Raw genomic sequence first — 17,231 nt, forward strand, 5'->3', positions numbered from 1 at the left:
ACTCAGGAAAGAATGGCTGAGCTGTTTGGTGTGCAGCGCCCGGCAATTACCAAGCACCTGAAGAACATTTTTGAAAGCGGAGAGTTAGAGGAATCAGTGGTATGTTCCATTTTGGAACATACCACTGAACACGGCGCTGTGGCCGGGAAAACCCAGACTAACAGGGTCAAATACTACAACCTGGATGCCGTGATTTCGGTTGGCTACCGGGTCAACTCGGCACAGGCCACCCAATTCCGCATCTGGGCGACGCAGCTGATCAAAGAGTACATCATCAAGGGCTTTGCCATGGATGATGAGCGCCTGAAAAATGGCCGCTACTTTGGTAAAGATTACTTCCGCGAATTACTGGAGCGGGTGCGCTCCATTCGAGCCAGTGAGCGGCGCATCTACCAGAAGATTACCGATATTTTTGCTGAATGCAGCATTGATTACGACCCCAGATCGAAAACCACCCAGTTGTTCTATGCCCACGTTCAGGACAAGTTTCATTACGCCATTACTGGCCACACCGCCGCAGAAATCATTTCACTCAAAGCCGATGCCAGCAAGCCTTTGATGGGCATGAACACGTACAAAAATGCACCGGCTGGCCGGGTGTTAAAGTCAGATACCGTGGTCGCGAAGAATTATTTGAGCGAAGCCGAGATCAAAAAACTCGAGCGGGCAGTCTCGGCTTTTTTCGACTATATCGAAGGCATCATCGAGCGGCGAAACAGTTTCACGATGGAAAGCTTTGCTGAGAGCGTCAACAAATTTCTTGCCTTCAATGAGTACCGCATACTGGAAGGCTACGGCACCGTTAGCAGAAAGCAGGCTGAGCAAAAGGCCTTTGCGGAGTATGACAAGTTCAACAAGCAGCAACACATCGAATCGGACTTCGATCGCGAAGTGAAAAAGCTGCTTCAAAGAAAGGACGCGGATACGTGATTGACTACAAGGCCATTGCCGAAACCAATCAATTTATCGTTCTGGATAGATATACCAAGTGCGTTCAGCTTAGTGAAACCTATCAAAGTGAATACGACCTGGAACGGGAATTTATAGCCGACCTTGAAAACCAGGGGTATGAATATCTGCCGGACCTCAACTCCCCGGATGCACTGCTGGCCAATGTGCGCCAGCAACTACAAACCCTGAACAAACTGCAGTTTTCCGAGAGCGAATGGCAGCGCTTTGTGGAAACTTTTCTGGATCGGCCCAGTGAAACCGTCATCGATAAAACCCGCAAAATTCACAACGACTATATTCACGACTTTGTATTCGATGATGGCCGAATCCAGAACATTTACCTACTGGATAAAAAGAACGTTACCCGCAACAAGCTACAGGTCATCAAGCAATTTGAGCAAACTGGGAGCCATGCCAATCGCTACGATGTCACCATTCTGGTCAATGGATTGCCCATGGTGCAGGTGGAACTGAAACGACGCGGTGTAGCCATTCGCGAGGCCTTTAACCAGGTACATCGCTACAGCAAAGAGAGCTTCAACAGCGAGCATTCCCTGTTCAAGTATCTGCAGCTGTTTGTGATTTCCAATGGTACTGATACCCGCTACTTTGCTAACACCACCCAGCGGGACAAGAACAACTTTGACTTCACCATGCATTGGGCAAAGGCCGACAACAGCCTGATCAAGGATTTGAAAGACTTCACCACCACTTTCTTTCAGAGGAACACTCTGCTGGAAGTGCTGTTGAAATACTCGGTTTTCGATGTCAGCAACACCCTGCTGGTAATGCGCCCGTACCAGATTGCCGCGACCGAACGTATCCTGTGGAAAATAAAAAGCTCCCATGCGAGCAAGAACTGGAGCAAGCCAGAAAGCGGGGGCTATGTCTGGCATACCACAGGCTCCGGCAAGACGTTGACCAGCTTCAAAGCAGCAAGACTGGCCACCGAGCTGGACGTTATCGACAAGGTATTCTTTGTGGTGGACCGGAAAGATCTGGACTACCAGACCATGAAGGAGTACCAGCGGTTCTCCCCCGATAGCGTCAACGGCTCGGACAGCACCGCAGGGCTGAAGCGCAATCTGGACAAAGAAGATAACAAGATCGTCGTCACCACCATTCAAAAGCTCAATAACCTGATGAAGAGCGAAAACGACCTGCCAATTTACACCAGGCAAGTCGTGTTTATTTTTGACGAGTGCCACCGCAGTCAGTTTGGTGAAGCCCAGAAAAACCTTAAGAAGAAGTTCAAGCGGTTCTATCAGTTCGGCTTTACCGGCACCCCCATTTTCCCCCAGAACGCTCTGGGTGCAGAAACCACCGCCAGCGTGTTTGGTCGTGAATTGCACTCCTATGTGATCACCGACGCCATTCGCGATGAAAAGGTGCTCAAGTTCAAGGTGGACTACAACGATGTGCGCCCCCAGTTCAAAGCCATTGAAACCGAGCAGGACGAGACAAAACTGACGGCAGCGGAAAATCGGCAGGCCTTGCTGCACCCCGAACGTATCCGGGAAGTGTCGCAGTACATTCTGAATCACTATCGGCAGAAGACCCATCGTTTACAAGCGGGTGCCATAGGCTTTAACGCAATGTTTGCCGTCAGCAGCGTGGACGCCGCAAAGCTCTATTATGAATCGCTGAACAAACTTCAAGCCGAGAGTGATAAACCACTCAGAATTGCCACCATTTTTTCCTTTGCCGCCAACGAGGAACAGGATGCCATTGGCGATATTGCTGACGAGAGCTTTGAAGTCTCGGCTATGAACAGCAGCGCCAAGGAGTTTTTAAACGCCGCGATTGCCGACTACAACGCTTTATTCAAAACCAGCTTCAGTGTCGACAGCAACGGCTTCCAGAACTACTACCGCGATCTGGCCAAGCGCGTTAAAACCAGAGACATCGACCTGTTAATTGTGGTGGGCATGTTCCTGACCGGCTTTGATGCGCCAGTGCTCAACACCTTGTTCGTGGATAAGAACCTGCGCTACCACGGCCTGATCCAGGCCTTTTCGCGCACCAACCGGATTTATGACGCCACCAAAACCTTTGGCAATATCGTAACCTTCCGTGATCTGGAGCAAGCGACCATTGACGCCATCACACTGTTTGGCGACAAAAACACCAAGAACGTGGTGCTGGAGAAGAGTTATAAGGAATACATGGAAGGCTTCACCGATCTCGTCACCGGCGAAGCACGGCGGGGCTTCATGACTGTGGTAGCGGAGCTGGAACAGCGCTTCCCTGCCCCGGATGAGATTATCAAAGAAAAAGATAAGAAGGCGTTTGCCAAGCTGTTCGGCGAGTACCTGCGCGTTGAAAACATTCTGCAGAATTTCGATGAATTTGCCAGCCTGAAAGCGCTGCAAACGATTGATACAAGTGACCCTGAAGAGGTGGAGGCATTCAAGGCGAAACATTATCTGAGCGATGATGATCTCGCCGTCTTACAGAACATCCGATTACCCTCCGAGCGCAAGATTCAGGATTATCGCTCCACCTACAACGACATTCGCGACTGGTTGCGCCGCGAAAAAGCCGGCAACGATAACAACCAGTCCAGCATCGAATGGGATGATGTGGTCTTCGAGGTGGATCTGCTCAAGTCACAGGAAATCAATCTGGACTACATTCTGGAGCTGATCTTTGAGCACAATAAGAAAACTAAAAGCAAGTCAGACCTGATTGACGAAGTGCGCCGCCTGATTCGGGCCAGCCTTGGCAACAGAGCCAAGGAAAGTTTGGTGGTCGATTTTATCAACCAAGCAGATCTGGATGAGATTCCAGACAAAGCGAGTGTCATTGACGCATTCTTCACTTACGCACGATCCGAACAACAGCGTGAAGCACAGGCACTGATTACGGCCGAGAAGCTCAACGCGGAAGCGGCCAGGCGCTACATCGCCACGTCTTTGAAACGAGAGCATGCCAGCGACAATGGCACGGAGCTCAATAACATTCTGCCGAAAATGAGCCCGTTGAACCCGCAATACCTCACCAAGAAACAAAGCGTTTTCGAAAAAGTTTCGGCGTTTGTAGAGAAGTTCAAAGGCGTGGGCGGGAAGGTCTAGGGATTTTTTTCCGGAGAACAGCCGCAATGTTCTGGCGATATGAAGTAACCGGCGTTGATACCATTACGCTTCACTTCGGTGACGCTATTGATATTGCGCTGACCGAGCGGATCCAGCGGGCCGCCCAGGCACTTTCGCACAGGCTGGGGCCCCGGCTGATCGATATGGTGCCTTCCTATACCACGCTGCTGCTGCGCTACAACTTGCTGGAAGATGACCTGGCCTCGCTGGTGGCGGATATCACCGACGCGTTAGCAACACTTCCCGAGGTTGCAACCAACGCGGCCAAAGGCGGTGTTGTTGAAATTCCGGTTTACTATGATCCCTCCACAGGGCCGGACCTCGACGCGGTTGCGGCCAGGGCCGGGTTATCAAGGGAACAGGTCATCCAGAAGCATTCTGCTGAAGAGTACTACGTGTTTGCCATCGGCTTTGCGCCCGGGTTTGCCTATCTGGGCGAAGTACCGGCGGAGTTGGCAACGCCTCGCCTGGCAACGCCACGCGCCAGGGTACCAGCCGGAACCCTGGGCATTGCAGATACCCAAACCGCCATCTATCCGCTGCAGTCCCCCGGTGGCTGGAACCTGATCGGCCGAACGCCTCTGACGCTGTTTGATCCTGGCCGGGGCCAGCCTTCCCTGCTGCAAGCCGGCCAGCGGGTTCGCTTTCGGCCCATCGGCCGGGAGGAATACCTGGCACTCGGAGGCCAGCTATGAGCACCCAGCCAGGCCTGACTTTTACAAAACCCGGCTTTCTCAGTTTGCTGCAGGATGGCGGGCGTCGGGGTGTTATGCACCTGGGGCTGGCGACTGGCGGCGCCATGGACCGCAACGCCTGGGCCTGGGCCAACCGGTTGCTGGATAATCCCTTCGGCACGCCCGCGCTGGAAATCACCTTCGGCGGGGTTGAGTTCACCAGTCACCTTGCTACCCAGATCGCGATTACCGGAGCAGAAGTACAATGCCGGGTTAACGGCGAGTCCCGGCCGCTCTGGAGCGTTATCAATATTCAGGCCGGCGACAGAATTGCCCTCAGTGCACCGAAGGTTGGGATAAGAAGCTATCTGGCAGTGCTTGGCGGGTTTCAGGTAGCGCCGGGGCTAGGTAACAGCTGTGCCACGTTTACGCGGGAGGGCCTCGGAGGCCTGAATCAGGACGGTCGCCCACTGCAGGAAGGCGACCACCTGCCCTGCCACGCGGGTAGCGCCAGGGTTCTGAACCGAAAAGTCTCGGAGCGCTGGCGGCCGGACTATAAGGAAGAGCTGGTGCTTTCGGTGATTCCTTGCGCCCAGGTCGACCGTTTTCCTGCGTCCGTTCTCGACACCTTTTTCAACAATCCCTACACCCTGACCCGGCAAACCGACCGTATGGGCGCGCGCCTGAAAGGCCCGGCACTGGAACCGCTGGGAGAACGCCTGATATCGGAAGGCACCAGCCTGGGCGCCATTCAGGTTCCGGCCGACGGGCAACCCATCGTGCTGCTCAATGACCGCCAGACCATCGGCGGATATCCAAAGCTCGGAGCCGTTACACCCCGCAGCCTGGATGCCCTGGCCCAGCGAACACCGGGCACAACGCTCAGGTTCCGGCCGGTTACGCTGCACGAGGCTCAGATCGAGGAGAAACAGTTTCTCTCCTTCTTCGCCGCAACCGGAAGCCGGCGCTAAAGCCTGTTTAAGTAATTTTAAGGCCGGGCGACAGGCTGGCCGGCAACGCCAGTTTGTCGGCCTCAATACCCGCCACCGGATACGAGCAGTAGTCTGCCGCGTAGTAGGCGCTGGCACGGTGGTTGCCGCTGGCGCCGATGCCACCGAAGGGCGCGGCACTGGAGGCACCGGTCAGCTGTTTGTTCCAGTTAACGATGCCGGCCCGAATCCGGTCGTAGAAATCTTCAAAGCGCTCCCGGCTTTCACTGAATAAACCGGCAGACAGCCCGAAACGGGTGTTGTTGGCCTGTCGAATCGCTTCGTCAAAGTCCTGGTAGCGGTAAACCTGAAGTACCGGCCCGAAGATCTCTTCGTCGGGCACATTCACAGCAGAGGTGACATCAATCAGCCCCGGTGACAGCAGGCCTGTGCCGGGTTTCAGGTGCTGGCTCGCTACCAGTGCACGGCCACCCAGTTCCAGCAGCCGGCTCTGGGCCTCAAGCACACCCTGCGCGGCCGCCTCGGAAATAACACTGCCCATAAACGGCGCCGGCTCGTCAAAGGCGCCACTCACCTGGATCGCTTCCACGGCCCGGGCCAGGGCATCCAGGAAGTTGTCGCCCCACTCTCCTGCCGGCACCATCAGACGTCGGGCACAGGTGCAGCGTTGGCCAGAAGTGATGTAGGCAGACTGGATGGTTTCATGCACCGCGGCGGTAACGTCTACGGTGTCATCCACAATCAGCGGATTGTTGCCGCCCATTTCCAGGGCCAGGATTTTGCCCGGATTGCCGGCGAATTGCCGGTGCAGAATTTCACCGGTCGGGGAGCTGCCGGTAAAGAAAAGGCCATCAATATCCGGATGATTGGCCAGGGCGATGCCGGTTTCCCTGGCGCCCTGCACCAGGTTCAGGACTCCGGCGGGCAACCCGGCTTCAAGCCACAGCTCGGCCGTTTTGCCGGCGACGGCCGGCGTCTGCTCGCTGGGCTTGAACACCACGGTGTTGCCGGCAATCAGGGCCGGAGCAATATGCCCGTTGGGCAGGTGGCCGGGGAAGTTATAGGGGCCAAATACTGCAACCACGCCGTGGGGTTTGTGCCGAAGCACGGCCTTTGCGCCCGGCATATCGGTACTGCGCTGGCCGGTTCGCTCGTTGTAGGCTTTCACCGAAATTTCGATTTTGCCCATCATGGCCGCCACTTCGGTCAGGGCTTCCCAGAACGGCTTTCCGGTTTCCGAGGCGATGCAGCGGGCCATGGCTTCTTTATTTTCGCCCAGCAGTTCGCCAAAACGGCGGGCTATGGCCACCCGATGTTCAAACCCGGCCCGGGACCAACCAGTACTGGCCGCCCGGGCGGCTTCTACGGCACTGGCCACCTGGGCTTCATCGGCCGCATTACCCTGCCAGAGCACTTCTCCCGTGGCCGGATTCAGGGAAGATAGCGAAGGCCCGTTGCCTTCTTGCCACTGGTTATTGATAAGAACCGGTAATGTCATATCTGGCACTCCTTTGGGCGGCCATCACAACTATTTCTGCAGTTCATCCCACGGGTGTACGGGCACCACTGCGTCTTCCGATACTTCACTCTCGAACGAGCTTCGGAAATAGTCCATGGCTTTTTCTGCCTCACCCAGCTCGTCAAAGCGGGCGATGTGGTAGATGGCTTCGCCCTCGTTCACCAGCGGCAGGTTATTCACGCAGATAACAATACCGGAACAGGGCGAGGTAATGGCCACTTCGGTTTCGCCGAAGGGGTCCGCCACCATGGCCAGCTTCTGGCCTTTACGCACTTTCTGGCCAAGGCTGGCCACCGGGCGCATGATGCCGTCCATATCTGCCCGCACCCACTGTGAGTTCGCAGCGGTTTCCGAGCGTTTTTTCGGCGCTTTCGGGCCTTTCTTGGCAGGCACCATTTCCAGCTCGCGCATCACCCGGATGATGCCTTTTACGCCGCTGGCAATCACTACATCATCAAAGCGCAGGGCTTCGCCACCTTCAAAGGTGATCACCGGGATATCCAGTGAGTCGGCGTAGGCCCGCAGGCTGCCTTCCCGCAAACCGGCATTGATAATGATAGGCGCACCAAAGGCGTCTGCCATGCGGGAGGTTTCCGGGTTTTTCAGCTCGGCGCGGATCTGTGGCAGGTTGAACCGGTGAATGGCCCCGGTGTGCAGGTCGATAATATGGGTCACGTTTTCCATGATCTGGGTGCGCAGCAGGTAGGCAATACGGCCACCCAACGAACCGCTCTCGCTACCGGGGAAACACCGGTTCAGGTCACGCCGGTCCGGCAGGTAGCGGGTGCGCTGCACAAAGCCGAAAATGTTGACGATCGGCACCGCCACCAGGGTGCCGCGAAGGTGCCGCAAGGCGCCGTTCTTCAGTACCCGGCGGATGATTTCCACACCGTTGATCTCGTCGCCATGAATCGCTCCACACACCATCAGAACAGGCCCGTCACGGCGGCCATGCACCACTTCCACCGGAATATGCAGCGGGGTGTGGGTGTAGAGTTTGGCTACCGGAACTTCCACAGTCACACGGGTACCCGGCTTTACCTGTACTCCGGCAATCTCGAACGGTGCTCTTGCCATGCGCGCTTATCCTCTGCCCCGGGTCTTGGTTTTCCAGGGTTTGTAGTTCTTTTCAGTCCAGTTGATGATCATGCCGGCCACGTTCTTGCCGGTAGCATTCTCGATGCCTTCCAGGCCCGGTGAAGAGTTTACTTCCATCACCAGCGGGCCACGGCTGGAACGCAGCAAATCCACACCGGCCACGTTCAGGCCCATGGCCTTGGCCGCGGTAATGGCGGTGCGGCGCTCTTCCGGGGTAATCCGCACCAGCGAAGCGGTGCCGCCCCGGTGCAGGTTTGAGCGGAATTCGCCTTCCGCGCCCTGGCGCTTCATGGCCGCGATAACCTTGTCACCGATGACAAAGCAGCGGATGTCGGCACCGCCGGCTTCCTTGATAAATTCCTGCACCAGGATGTCGGCTTTCAGGCCCATAAAGGCTTCAATCACAGACTCCGCCGCTTTGCGGGTTTCCGCCAGCACCACACCAATGCCCTGGGTACCCTGCAGCAGTTTGATGACCACCGGCGCGCCACCCACCATCTTCAGCAGCTCCGGCACGTTGTCCGGTTTGTTGGCAAACCCGGTTACCGGCATGCCCACGCCCTTACGGGCCAGCAGCTGCAGGGAACGCAGCTTGTCACGGGAGCGGGTAATGGCCACCGATTCGTTGAGTGGAAATACACCCATCATCTCGAACTGGCGCAGTACCGCGGTGCCGTAAAAGGTGACCGAGGCGCCGATTCGCGGAATCACCACATCGAAGTCTTCCAGCACTTCTTCGTGGTAATGGATCAGCGGGTTGGCAGACGTGATGTTCATGGAGCAATGCAGCGCGTCTATCACCTTCACTTCGTGGCCACGATTGATGCCTTCCTCCACCAGGCGACGGGTGGAATACAGGTGACGGTTTCGCGACAGTACCGCAATTTTCATAATCAGTTCCTTGGTGCCGGCTTGCCGGCAAGGTAAGAAGCTTCGGGATAAATGGTGGTTCGCCCCGCCATGGCAGTGCGCCCCAGCAACATCCGGAACCGCATGGAGTCCCGGTTGGTTAAGGTCATTTCAATGGGCCAGCTCTCGTCACCCAGTACCAGGGTGGTTTCGATCACCAGCCGTTGTTCTTTGTGGCCACCGGAATCCGACACGGTGCGTTCATCCAGCACCCGGGCGTCGCATTCCACCACATGGTGCAGGTCGTTCTGTATCGGGTGCACCCAGAACTTCACCCGGCGCTCGCCGTTTTCAGTGTAGGGTTCGGTCCGGAAAGTGTGCAGGCACGAGGTGCGCGCGCCGGTATCTACCTTGGCCTTGATCCGGCCAATGCCGAGGTCCGGCAGGCCCACCCATTCGCGCCAGCCAAGCGACACCTTGTTTTCAGCTTCGGTGGGCGGAGTGGTTTTGATCACTTCAGTCGTTTCTGTCGACATCCGGGGAATCCTTATCTTTTTGTTGTTCCGGGGCCATCAATTGCACCCGGAAGGGCTCGGAATGACTACCGGCATACACGCTGGTATGGGGGAAAGGTATTTCAATGCCGTGCTCGTCCAGGGCTTTTTTGACGGCAATCATCATGCTGCCCCGGCCATCAAGGAATTCTTCTCTGGGCACCCAGAAGGAGAACTGTAAATCGACCGAAGACGCCCCAAACCCGGTAACCAGAACAAAGGGTTTCGGCTCTTCCAGGCACACGGTGTTCTGCTGCGCCAGTTCCAGCAGCAAATCCTGCACTTTTTCCACGTCCTCCGCGTAGGCGATGCCCAGAACCAGGTCGATCCGGCGGATCGGAAAGCGGGAGCGGTTGATCACCCGGGTTTTGATCAGGGTTTCGTTGGGGATGCGCACGTACAGGTTGTCGGCCGTCCTGAGCTTTACGCTGAGCAGGTCGATTGCCACCACTTCCCCGATGGTGGCATCCACCTCGATGGTGTCACCAATCTCGAACGGCTTTTCCATCACCAGGAACAGGCCACTGATGATGTTGGAGGCGGAGGTCTGGGAGGCAAAGCCGATAGCGACCGTGAGAATACCTGCGGCGCCCAGCACCACTTCCAGGGAGAAACCGGCCTCCCTGAGCGCGGCAATGGCAAACAGCAGAAACACCAGGTAAAAGCACACCCGCCGGATCATCACCTGGTGATGGCGGGTTGTCCGGGCTTCTACCAGGCGGCCGACACTGCGGGCAACAAAGGTGGCCAGCACACTACCCAGCACCAGCAAAAAGCCCGCCGAAAGCCACTTGCCCCAGGCAATACTGCCGATCACCTGTGCGATGGTTGTCTGTAACGTTTCAAGCACCTTCGCGGCTCCCTGTGCCGTGATTAACCGAATATATGATCAAACGCACGCACCAGTCTCCGGCCCTTGGCGAGTTTTTCCCTGGCCGGTGCCAGCAACTCGCATTCACCGGCAGCCTGCGGTGCCGATTGATCAATGCGCAGGCTGGCGGAGTTCATATCCGTTTCGCATTCGACGGTTATCCCCGGCGTCCAGAGCAGTCCCTGGCCATTACGGTACACCGACAGCAGCGGTGTGGGCAGGCTGAACCGCTCAAGCAACAAAGGCCTTTCCCGGCGGTTGATGATGGTGACCGGCGTAACCGCCCGCCACGGCCGCTTCGGTACTGCCTCCAGGGCCAGCCGGCCATAGGTGGAAGAGGCGTAGCAGATTTCCCCCTCCATCGAGTTCCGGCCAAGCCAGGTTCGTGACGGTACCGCCAGCGGCACTTCTGTGAGCTCACTACGGCCTTCGCCCACACATACCTTCATCCAGAGATTGGTCCCCACATAGAGCACACAGCGGCCACCAGCCGGCACCGTTAAAGGCTGGGACGGGCGGATTACCGTGGGCAAGCTGGCCATTGCGGGAATAAAACACACCTCGCCGTTATCACCGGAACGCACGAAGCGCTGTACAGGGATTTCCGACGACGGCAGGCTGTGGCCGATGGTCTCGAACCAGGTAAGCGGGTCTGCCGAATCTTCCGGCTGCTGCACCACAAAACGCACCTGCCACTCCTGGTCCAGCAGGGTGACCCACAAATGCGTATGCCCCAACTGGTGTTGCTGGGTCTGGCCGGAAGCCAGTTGATACGGGTGTGCCCAGACACCGTCGCGCTGGCCTTCGGGGTAAACACTCATGCTGCGGAAAATGCTCCTTTTCATGGCAGGCCGTGATGTTTAACTATAATCCAGTATCGCCCCGGCAGCGAATATACAGGCCAATGATTTAAGAGTGTAATTACCCTTATTCACCCTCTGGCCAAAATGGATGTTCCAATGACACAGCTGGTCTGGTTCCGTAACGATCTGCGCCTTGCCGACAACCCCGCCCTGACTGCGGCCTGCCGCAGCGGCAATCCCGTTCGAGCCTGCTTTATTGTTACCCCGAAACAGTGGCAGGAACACGACTGGTCTGCGGCCCGGGTACAATTTGTGCTGGAACACGCCAACAGCCTGGCCCGGCAGCTCGCCAGGCTGGGCATAGGCTTGTCATTCCTGAACGCTGACACCTTTGCCGACAGCCTCGGCACGCTTGAATCTTTCTGCAAAGAGCATGGCATTAGCGCCCTGCACTTCAACGAAGAGTACGGCATCAACGAACGCCGCCGCGACAAGCAGGTCCACGACCGCCTGGACGAGCTGTCTGTCAAGGTAAACAAATACCGTGACCAGACCGTGGCACCGGTGGGCCAGATACTTACCCAGCAGAACGAACCCTATTCGGTGTTTACCCCGTTTTCACGGCGCTGGCGCAGCTGGATAGAAGAAACCCAGCCCACGCTGTACCCGGCGCCCTCAGCCCAGGGCCCTGAAGTACATCCTGAGCAGACCGACACCCTACCCGCACCGTTCAGCGATGCACCGGAACCCCTGGTTCCCACCGGAGAAGGCGCCGCCCACGACCAGCTGGAAGAATTCCTGGCCGAGCGAGCAAAAGACTACAAAGACAATCGCGACTTCCCGGCCCTGGACGGCACCAGCCAGCTATCGCCGTACCTGGCAAACGGCGTACTGTCCGGCAGACAGTGCCTGATTGCTGCCCGGCAGGCCGGCGTTTCTGGTGATGGCATCGAAACCTGGATAAACGAAATCGCCTGGCGGGATTTTTACATAAACATCCTTTATCACTACCCGAGAGTAAGCATGGGGCGGGCGTTCAAGGAGGAAACCGAGGCTCTGGTGTGGAATAAACCCGGCGAGAATTTTGAAGCCTGGAAAGAAGGCCGCACCGGCATTCCGATCGTCGATGCCGCTATGCGTCAGCTGAAGGAAACCGGCTGGATGCACAACCGCCTGCGAATGATCACCGCCATGTTCCTGACCAAGAACCTGTTTATCGACTGGCGACTGGGCGAAGCCTGGTTTATGCAAAATCTGGTGGATGGTTTTTTAGCATCCAATAACGGTGGCTGGCAGTGGAGTGCCTCAACGGGCACCGATGCAGCACCCTATTTCCGGGTGTTTAACCCGGTCACACAGAGTGAGCGGTTTGATCCAAAGGGGGAGTTTATCCGGCAGTGGATGCCGGAGCTGGCCAAACTGGATAACAAGCGGATTCATGATCCATCCAAGGGGGGCGTTATCCCGAAAGGCTACCCCAGACCAATTGTCGATCTAAAAGAATCCCGAAAAGAAGCCATAGCAAGGTTTCAGGCACTAAAGGACTAACCCAGAAGCTGGTGGGCGGGGTTGGGTTCGCCTTTCCAAAAATTTGCGGAGCCATGGATGGCGGAGCAGAAGCGCCACATGGATGTGCCGTAAGGAGCGGTTTTTGGAAAGGCGAACCCAACCCTGCCCCACTCCGGAGTCAACCCAAGTCAGCGGCACACCGGGCAGTCTGGGTCTTTTGCGAGTTTCATTTCTCGCCATTCCATTTGCCAGGCGTCGAGGATCAACAAGCGACCAACCAGTGGGTTACCCACTTCTGAGATAACCTTTATGGCTTCCATGGCCTGGGCTGAGCCGATCATACCTACCAGTGGCGCTATAACACCCGCTTCCGAGCAAGTCAGATCTTCATTGCCTTGTTCGGGATACAGACAGTGGTAACAAGGGCTTTCGGGTTGGCCGGGGTCGTAAACGGAGAGTTGGCCTTCACCTCTTATTGCCGCACCTGAAACAAGGGGCACTTTCGAAGAAACCGAAGCCCGATTCAGTGCGAAACGGGTATTGAAGTTGTCTGTGCAGTCCAGCACCAGTGAGGATTCGCTCACCAGCTGGCGCAGATCATCTCCATCCACCCGGCGATTGACGGCGTTAACGGTAATCTCCGGGTTGATGGCCCGCACCCGCTCGGCCAAACGCTCGGCTTTTGAATCACCAATCCAGCTTTGCTGAAACGCGATTTGCCGTTGTAGGTTGGCCAGTTCGATCTGGTCGTCGTCTACCAGGGTCAGGTGGCCGACACCGGCGGCGCCCAGATACAGTGCCACGGGGCAACCCAGGCCGCCGGCGCCGATGACCAGTACATGGGCGGCTTTGAGCTTTTGCTGGCCGGCGATGTCGAACCGGGGCATCAGGATTTGTCGGCTGTAGCGGAGCAGTTCTTCGTCGCTGAGCATGGTTGTTCTCGCTATTGGTCGCGGGCGGGCTTGCGGGCCAGGGTCATGCGATCGTTGCCGCCGTAGTCTTTACGGGTTTCTATGTTGCGCCATCCGGCTTTGGCAAACAAATCCCGCACGGCTTCGCCCTGATCGTAGCCGTGCTCCAGCAACATCCAGCCGTTGGGGTTGAGCCAGTCCAGGCCTTCGGTGACCAGCAGGCGGATGTCGTCCAGGCCATCTTCTCCGGCCACCAGGGCAGACTCGGGTTCGAAGCGTACATCGCCTTCCTTTAAATGGCGATCGCTGGCCGGGATGTAGGGCGGGTTGGAGATAAGAAGGTCGAAGCTTCCAGCCGGAATCTGGTCGAACCAGTGGCTCTGCACTACGGTGATGGGCAAGCCCAGTTTCTGGCTGTTGTCCCGGGCCAGGGCTACTGCCTCTTCAACCCGGTCGCTGGCCAGGATTTGCCAGCCTGGCTGTTCGCTGGCCAGGGCCAGTGCTATGGCGCCCGTGCCGGTGCCAAGGTCGAGTACCCGGGCGTTAGCGGGTAGTTCCAGTGATAACGCGGCCTCTACCACACACTCGGTATCGGGCCGGGGAATCAGGGTGGAGGGGCTGACTCTCAGGGGTAACGACCAGAATTCCTGCTCGCCCAGCAGGTAGGCAATCGGTTGGCCACTGGCGCGCTGTGCCACCAGGTTCATAAACCGCTCAGCCTGTTCCGCCGGCACTTCCCGTTCGGGCCAGGCCCGGAAGCTGGTTCGGCCCAGGCCGGTTACATGGCTCAGCAGTAGTTCGGCATCCAGCCGGGGCGAGTCGCCGCCAATCTGGTCGGCGGCGGTTTTTAGAAGGGCTTCGCAGGTCAGCGAGGGCTCACTGCTCATTGGCCAGTTCAGCCAGCAATTCAGCCTGGTGTTCCTGCTGCAGCGGCAGAACCACCGCATCCAGGTCGCCGGCAATCACTTCGTCGAGCTTATACAGGGTCAGGTTGATACGATGGTCGGTTACCCGGCCCTGGGGGAAGTTGTAGGTGCGGATGCGCTCGGAGCGGTCGCCGCTGCCCACCAGGCTTTTACGGGTTTCCGCCATGCTTTTCTGCTGTTTTTCCAGCTCGGCGTTCTGCAGGCGTGACGCCAGCAGGCTCAGGGCCTTGGCCCGGTTCTTGTGCTGGGAGCGCTCTTCCTGGCATTCCACCACAATGCCGGTCGGCAGGTGGGTAATGCGAATGGCGGAGTCGGTCTTGTTAACGTGCTGGCCACCGGCGCCGGAGGAACGGAAGGTGTCCACCCGCAGGTCGGCCTTGTTGATTTCGATGGCTTCGGCTTCATCCGCCTCGGGGATCACCGCCACGGTGCAGGCGGAGGTGTGAATACGGCCCTGGGATTCGGTTTCCGGTACCCGCTGTACCCGGTGCGCGCCAGACTCGAATTTCAGAGCACCGTATACGCCGTCGCCGGACAACCGGGCAATCACTTCTTTATAGCCGCCGTGTTCGCCTTCGTTTTCGCTCAGCACTTCTACCTGCCAGCGGCGTTTCTCGGCGTAGCGGGAATACATGCGGAACAGGTCGCCAGCAAAGATGGCGGCTTCATCGCCACCGGTACCGGCCCGGACTTCCAGGAACACGTTCTTGGTGTCGTTGGGGTCTTTCGGCAGCATCAGGCGCTGCAGTTCTTCATCCAGCTCTTCACTGCGGGCTTCGGCGCCGTCCAGCTCTTCTTCAGCCATGGCGCGCATGTCGGCATCGCCGTCTTTCAACAGCTCTTTCGCTTCACTGATGTCGTCGAGAGACTGTTGCCAGGACTGGAAGCACTTTACCACCGGCTCGATTTCGGCAAACTCCCGGGATAACTCACGGAACTTGTCCTGGTTGGAGATAACGGAGGCATCGCTCAGCAGTGCGCTCACCTCCTCGAACCGCTCTACCAAACGTTCGAGGCGGGACTGGATGGATGGCTTCATAGTTTTTCCGTGGTGATGGGCTCGTCCGCATCCAGCGTATCCAGCTGGTAGAGCTCCCTCAGACATTCCGTGACTTCCGTCCGGCCCTCGGCCATGGCCTTGCGAACCTGGATGGAAGGTTGGTGCAGCAGTTTGTTGGTCAGGCCCCGGGCCATGCTTCGCAGCACTGTCTCGGGGTCTGCGCCGTTGCGCAGGGCGCGCAGGGCTTTTTCGGTTTCCGCATCGCGCATCACTTCTGCCCGCTGACGGAAGACTTTCAGGGTAGAAACCGCATTCAGGGCCCGCAGCTGCTCCAGGAAATCCTGGACGCCACTGCTGATCAGGTTTTCGGCCTCACGGGCTGCGCCTTCCCGGGAGCGGATGTTTTCTTCGATTACCTGCTTGAGGTCATCAACGGTATACAGGTAAACGTCTGCCAGCGAGGCAACTTCCGGTTCGATATCCCTCGGTACGGCGATATCCACCATGAAATACGGGCGGTGTTTGCGTTTTTTCAGGGCCCGCTCAACGGCACCCTTGCCCAGAATGGGCAGCGGGCTGGCGGTGGAGGAAATGACAATGTCGACATCCGCCAGGTGGTCCGGAATCTCGGACAGCAGAATGCCCTTGCCGCCGTGGGCCTCGGCCAGGGACTGGGCCCGCTCGAGGGTACGGTTGGCAATCAGGAACTGGCGCACACCGGCTTCTGCAAGGTGTTGCGCAACCAGCTCGATGGTTTTACCGGCACCAATCAGCAAGGCCTTGTTGCGGGACATGTCCGCAAAGATATGGTGCGCCATGCTGACCGAGGCATAGGCCACAGATACCGGGTTTTCGCCGATGGCAGTCTGGGTTCGCACCCGCTTGGCAACCGAGAAAGTGTGTTCGAACAACCGGGTCAGGAAGGAACCGGTGGCACCGTGTTCCCGGGCCAGGGAATAGGCATCTTTCAGCTGGCCGAATATCTGCGGCTCGCCCAGCACCATGGAGTCCAGGCCGGAGGCAACGCGCATCATGTGGCGAACGGCATCGGAATCCCGGTGCAGGTATAGCACGTTCTCCAGGTCTGCTGCGTCCAGGTCGTGGAAGCCCGCCAGCCAGCGCAGCACGGTAGGCGCGCAGTCGTCGTCACCGGCCAGGTACAGCTCGGTACGGTTACAGGTAGACAGAATGGCAGCCTCACCGGCACCGGAGGCAGCACGCAGTTCGGAAAAGGCTTCCGCCATCCGCTCCGGAGTGAACGCTACACGCTCGCGAATTTCTACGGGTGCGGTTCGGTGATTGATTCCCAGTGTCAGCAACGCCATTTTATGGTCAGATAACCCTGTTCCAGTCGTGGATATTCAAACAGCATTCTACCGGCGCAAGGCCCCGCCTGCCACCCGAAAACACCGGTGCTTCGGGAACTGCGGACAGGTTGGGCAAGATAAGACGCTTATGCCATTATAGGGTTTCGGCCACGACCGCAATCCGATTTGCCTCAATTAACGGGGCGAAAAGATG

General features: G+C 57.6%; 15 protein-coding genes. 5 read left to right on the forward strand and 10 right to left on the reverse strand.

Annotation, left to right across the window (positions count from 1 at the left end; translation table 11 throughout):
* Positions 1-12: 12 nt before the first annotated feature.
* From LWH94_RS00740 to LWH94_RS00755, 4 genes are read left to right on the forward strand one after another with little or no spacing between them, the layout of a single operon-like run.
* Positions 13-930 (forward strand): virulence RhuM family protein, encoded by a 918-nt coding sequence (locus tag LWH94_RS00740; RefSeq protein ID WP_232900807.1) that lies wholly within the window; start codon positions 13-15, stop codon positions 928-930.
* Positions 927-4,025 carry a type I restriction endonuclease subunit R gene (locus tag LWH94_RS00745; protein ID WP_232900808.1) on the forward strand — a complete coding sequence of 1,033 codons (3,099 nt, stop codon included), beginning with the start codon at positions 927-929 and terminating at the stop codon, positions 4,023-4,025. Before LWH94_RS00740 ends, LWH94_RS00745 begins: the two co-directional genes overlap by 4 nt.
* A 26-nt stretch (positions 4,026-4,051) precedes the next feature.
* A complete protein-coding gene (gene pxpB, locus LWH94_RS00750; RefSeq protein WP_232900809.1) occupies positions 4,052-4,741 on the forward strand; it encodes a 5-oxoprolinase subunit PxpB in 690 nt (229 codons plus the stop codon).
* Positions 4,738-5,691, forward strand: coding sequence for a biotin-dependent carboxyltransferase family protein (locus LWH94_RS00755; RefSeq protein ID WP_232900811.1), 954 nt, complete (start codon positions 4,738-4,740; stop codon positions 5,689-5,691). Before pxpB ends, LWH94_RS00755 begins: the two co-directional genes overlap by 4 nt.
* 7 nt (positions 5,692-5,698) lie before the next feature.
* On the opposite strand, the gene astD is transcribed toward LWH94_RS00755, so the two are convergent.
* The 6 genes from astD to LWH94_RS00785 are packed head-to-tail and all read right to left on the reverse strand — an operon-like array spanning position 5,699 to position 11,382.
* Complete coding sequence (astD, locus tag LWH94_RS00760) at positions 5,699-7,168, reverse strand: succinylglutamate-semialdehyde dehydrogenase (RefSeq protein ID WP_232900813.1); 1,470 nt, start codon at positions 7,166-7,168, stop codon at positions 5,699-5,701.
* A 30-nt stretch (positions 7,169-7,198) separates the two neighbouring features.
* Complete coding sequence (locus tag LWH94_RS00765; RefSeq protein WP_058340343.1) at positions 7,199-8,266, reverse strand: succinylglutamate desuccinylase/aspartoacylase family protein; 1,068 nt, start codon at positions 8,264-8,266, stop codon at positions 7,199-7,201.
* A 6-nt stretch (positions 8,267-8,272) separates the two neighbouring features.
* The gene (gene rimK, locus LWH94_RS00770) at positions 8,273-9,178 is read right to left on the reverse strand and encodes a 30S ribosomal protein S6--L-glutamate ligase (protein ID WP_058091875.1); all 906 of its coding nucleotides are present in this window, start codon (positions 9,176-9,178) and stop codon (positions 8,273-8,275) included.
* 2 nt (positions 9,179-9,180) lie between these two features.
* The gene (locus LWH94_RS00775) at positions 9,181-9,672 is read right to left on the reverse strand and encodes an ATP-dependent zinc protease family protein (RefSeq protein WP_058340344.1); all 492 of its coding nucleotides are present in this window, start codon (positions 9,670-9,672) and stop codon (positions 9,181-9,183) included.
* Positions 9,653-10,540 (reverse strand): mechanosensitive ion channel family protein, encoded by an 888-nt coding sequence (locus tag LWH94_RS00780; protein ID WP_232900814.1) that lies wholly within the window; start codon positions 10,538-10,540, stop codon positions 9,653-9,655. The genes LWH94_RS00775 and LWH94_RS00780 overlap by 20 nt, the downstream gene beginning before the upstream one ends.
* 23 nt (positions 10,541-10,563) lie before the next feature.
* Entirely contained in the window at positions 10,564-11,382 is an 819-nt protein-coding gene (locus LWH94_RS00785; RefSeq protein ID WP_232900816.1) for a hypothetical protein, read from the reverse strand.
* Positions 11,383-11,520: 138 nt separating this feature from the next.
* Between LWH94_RS00785 and phrB the strand changes: the two genes are divergently transcribed.
* Positions 11,521-12,912, forward strand: coding sequence for a deoxyribodipyrimidine photo-lyase (gene phrB, locus LWH94_RS00790; RefSeq protein ID WP_232900818.1), 1,392 nt, complete (start codon positions 11,521-11,523; stop codon positions 12,910-12,912).
* Positions 12,913-13,061: 149 nt separating this feature from the next.
* Here phrB and LWH94_RS00795 read toward each other — a convergent pair whose 3' ends face one another.
* From LWH94_RS00795 to hemA, 4 genes are read right to left on the reverse strand one after another with little or no spacing between them, the layout of a single operon-like run.
* Positions 13,062-13,805, reverse strand: coding sequence for a HesA/MoeB/ThiF family protein (locus tag LWH94_RS00795; protein WP_232900819.1), 744 nt, complete (start codon positions 13,803-13,805; stop codon positions 13,062-13,064).
* Between the two features lie 11 nt (positions 13,806-13,816).
* Positions 13,817-14,671 carry a peptide chain release factor N(5)-glutamine methyltransferase gene (prmC, locus tag LWH94_RS00800; protein ID WP_232900820.1) on the reverse strand — a complete coding sequence of 285 codons (855 nt, stop codon included), beginning with the start codon at positions 14,669-14,671 and terminating at the stop codon, positions 13,817-13,819.
* Positions 14,661-15,749: a peptide chain release factor 1 gene (gene prfA / locus LWH94_RS00805; protein WP_094624627.1), complete on the reverse strand. Its 1,089-nt coding sequence runs from the start codon at positions 15,747-15,749 to the stop codon at positions 14,661-14,663. Before prfA ends, prmC begins: the two co-directional genes overlap by 11 nt.
* Positions 15,746-17,035 (reverse strand): glutamyl-tRNA reductase, encoded by a 1,290-nt coding sequence (gene hemA, locus LWH94_RS00810; protein ID WP_232900822.1) that lies wholly within the window; start codon positions 17,033-17,035, stop codon positions 15,746-15,748. Before hemA ends, prfA begins: the two co-directional genes overlap by 4 nt.
* Between the last annotated feature and the right edge of the window lie 196 nt (positions 17,036-17,231).

This window comes from Marinobacter sp. G11, assembly GCF_021282325.1.
Taxonomy (GTDB): domain Bacteria; phylum Pseudomonadota; class Gammaproteobacteria; order Pseudomonadales; family Oleiphilaceae; genus Marinobacter; species Marinobacter vinifirmus.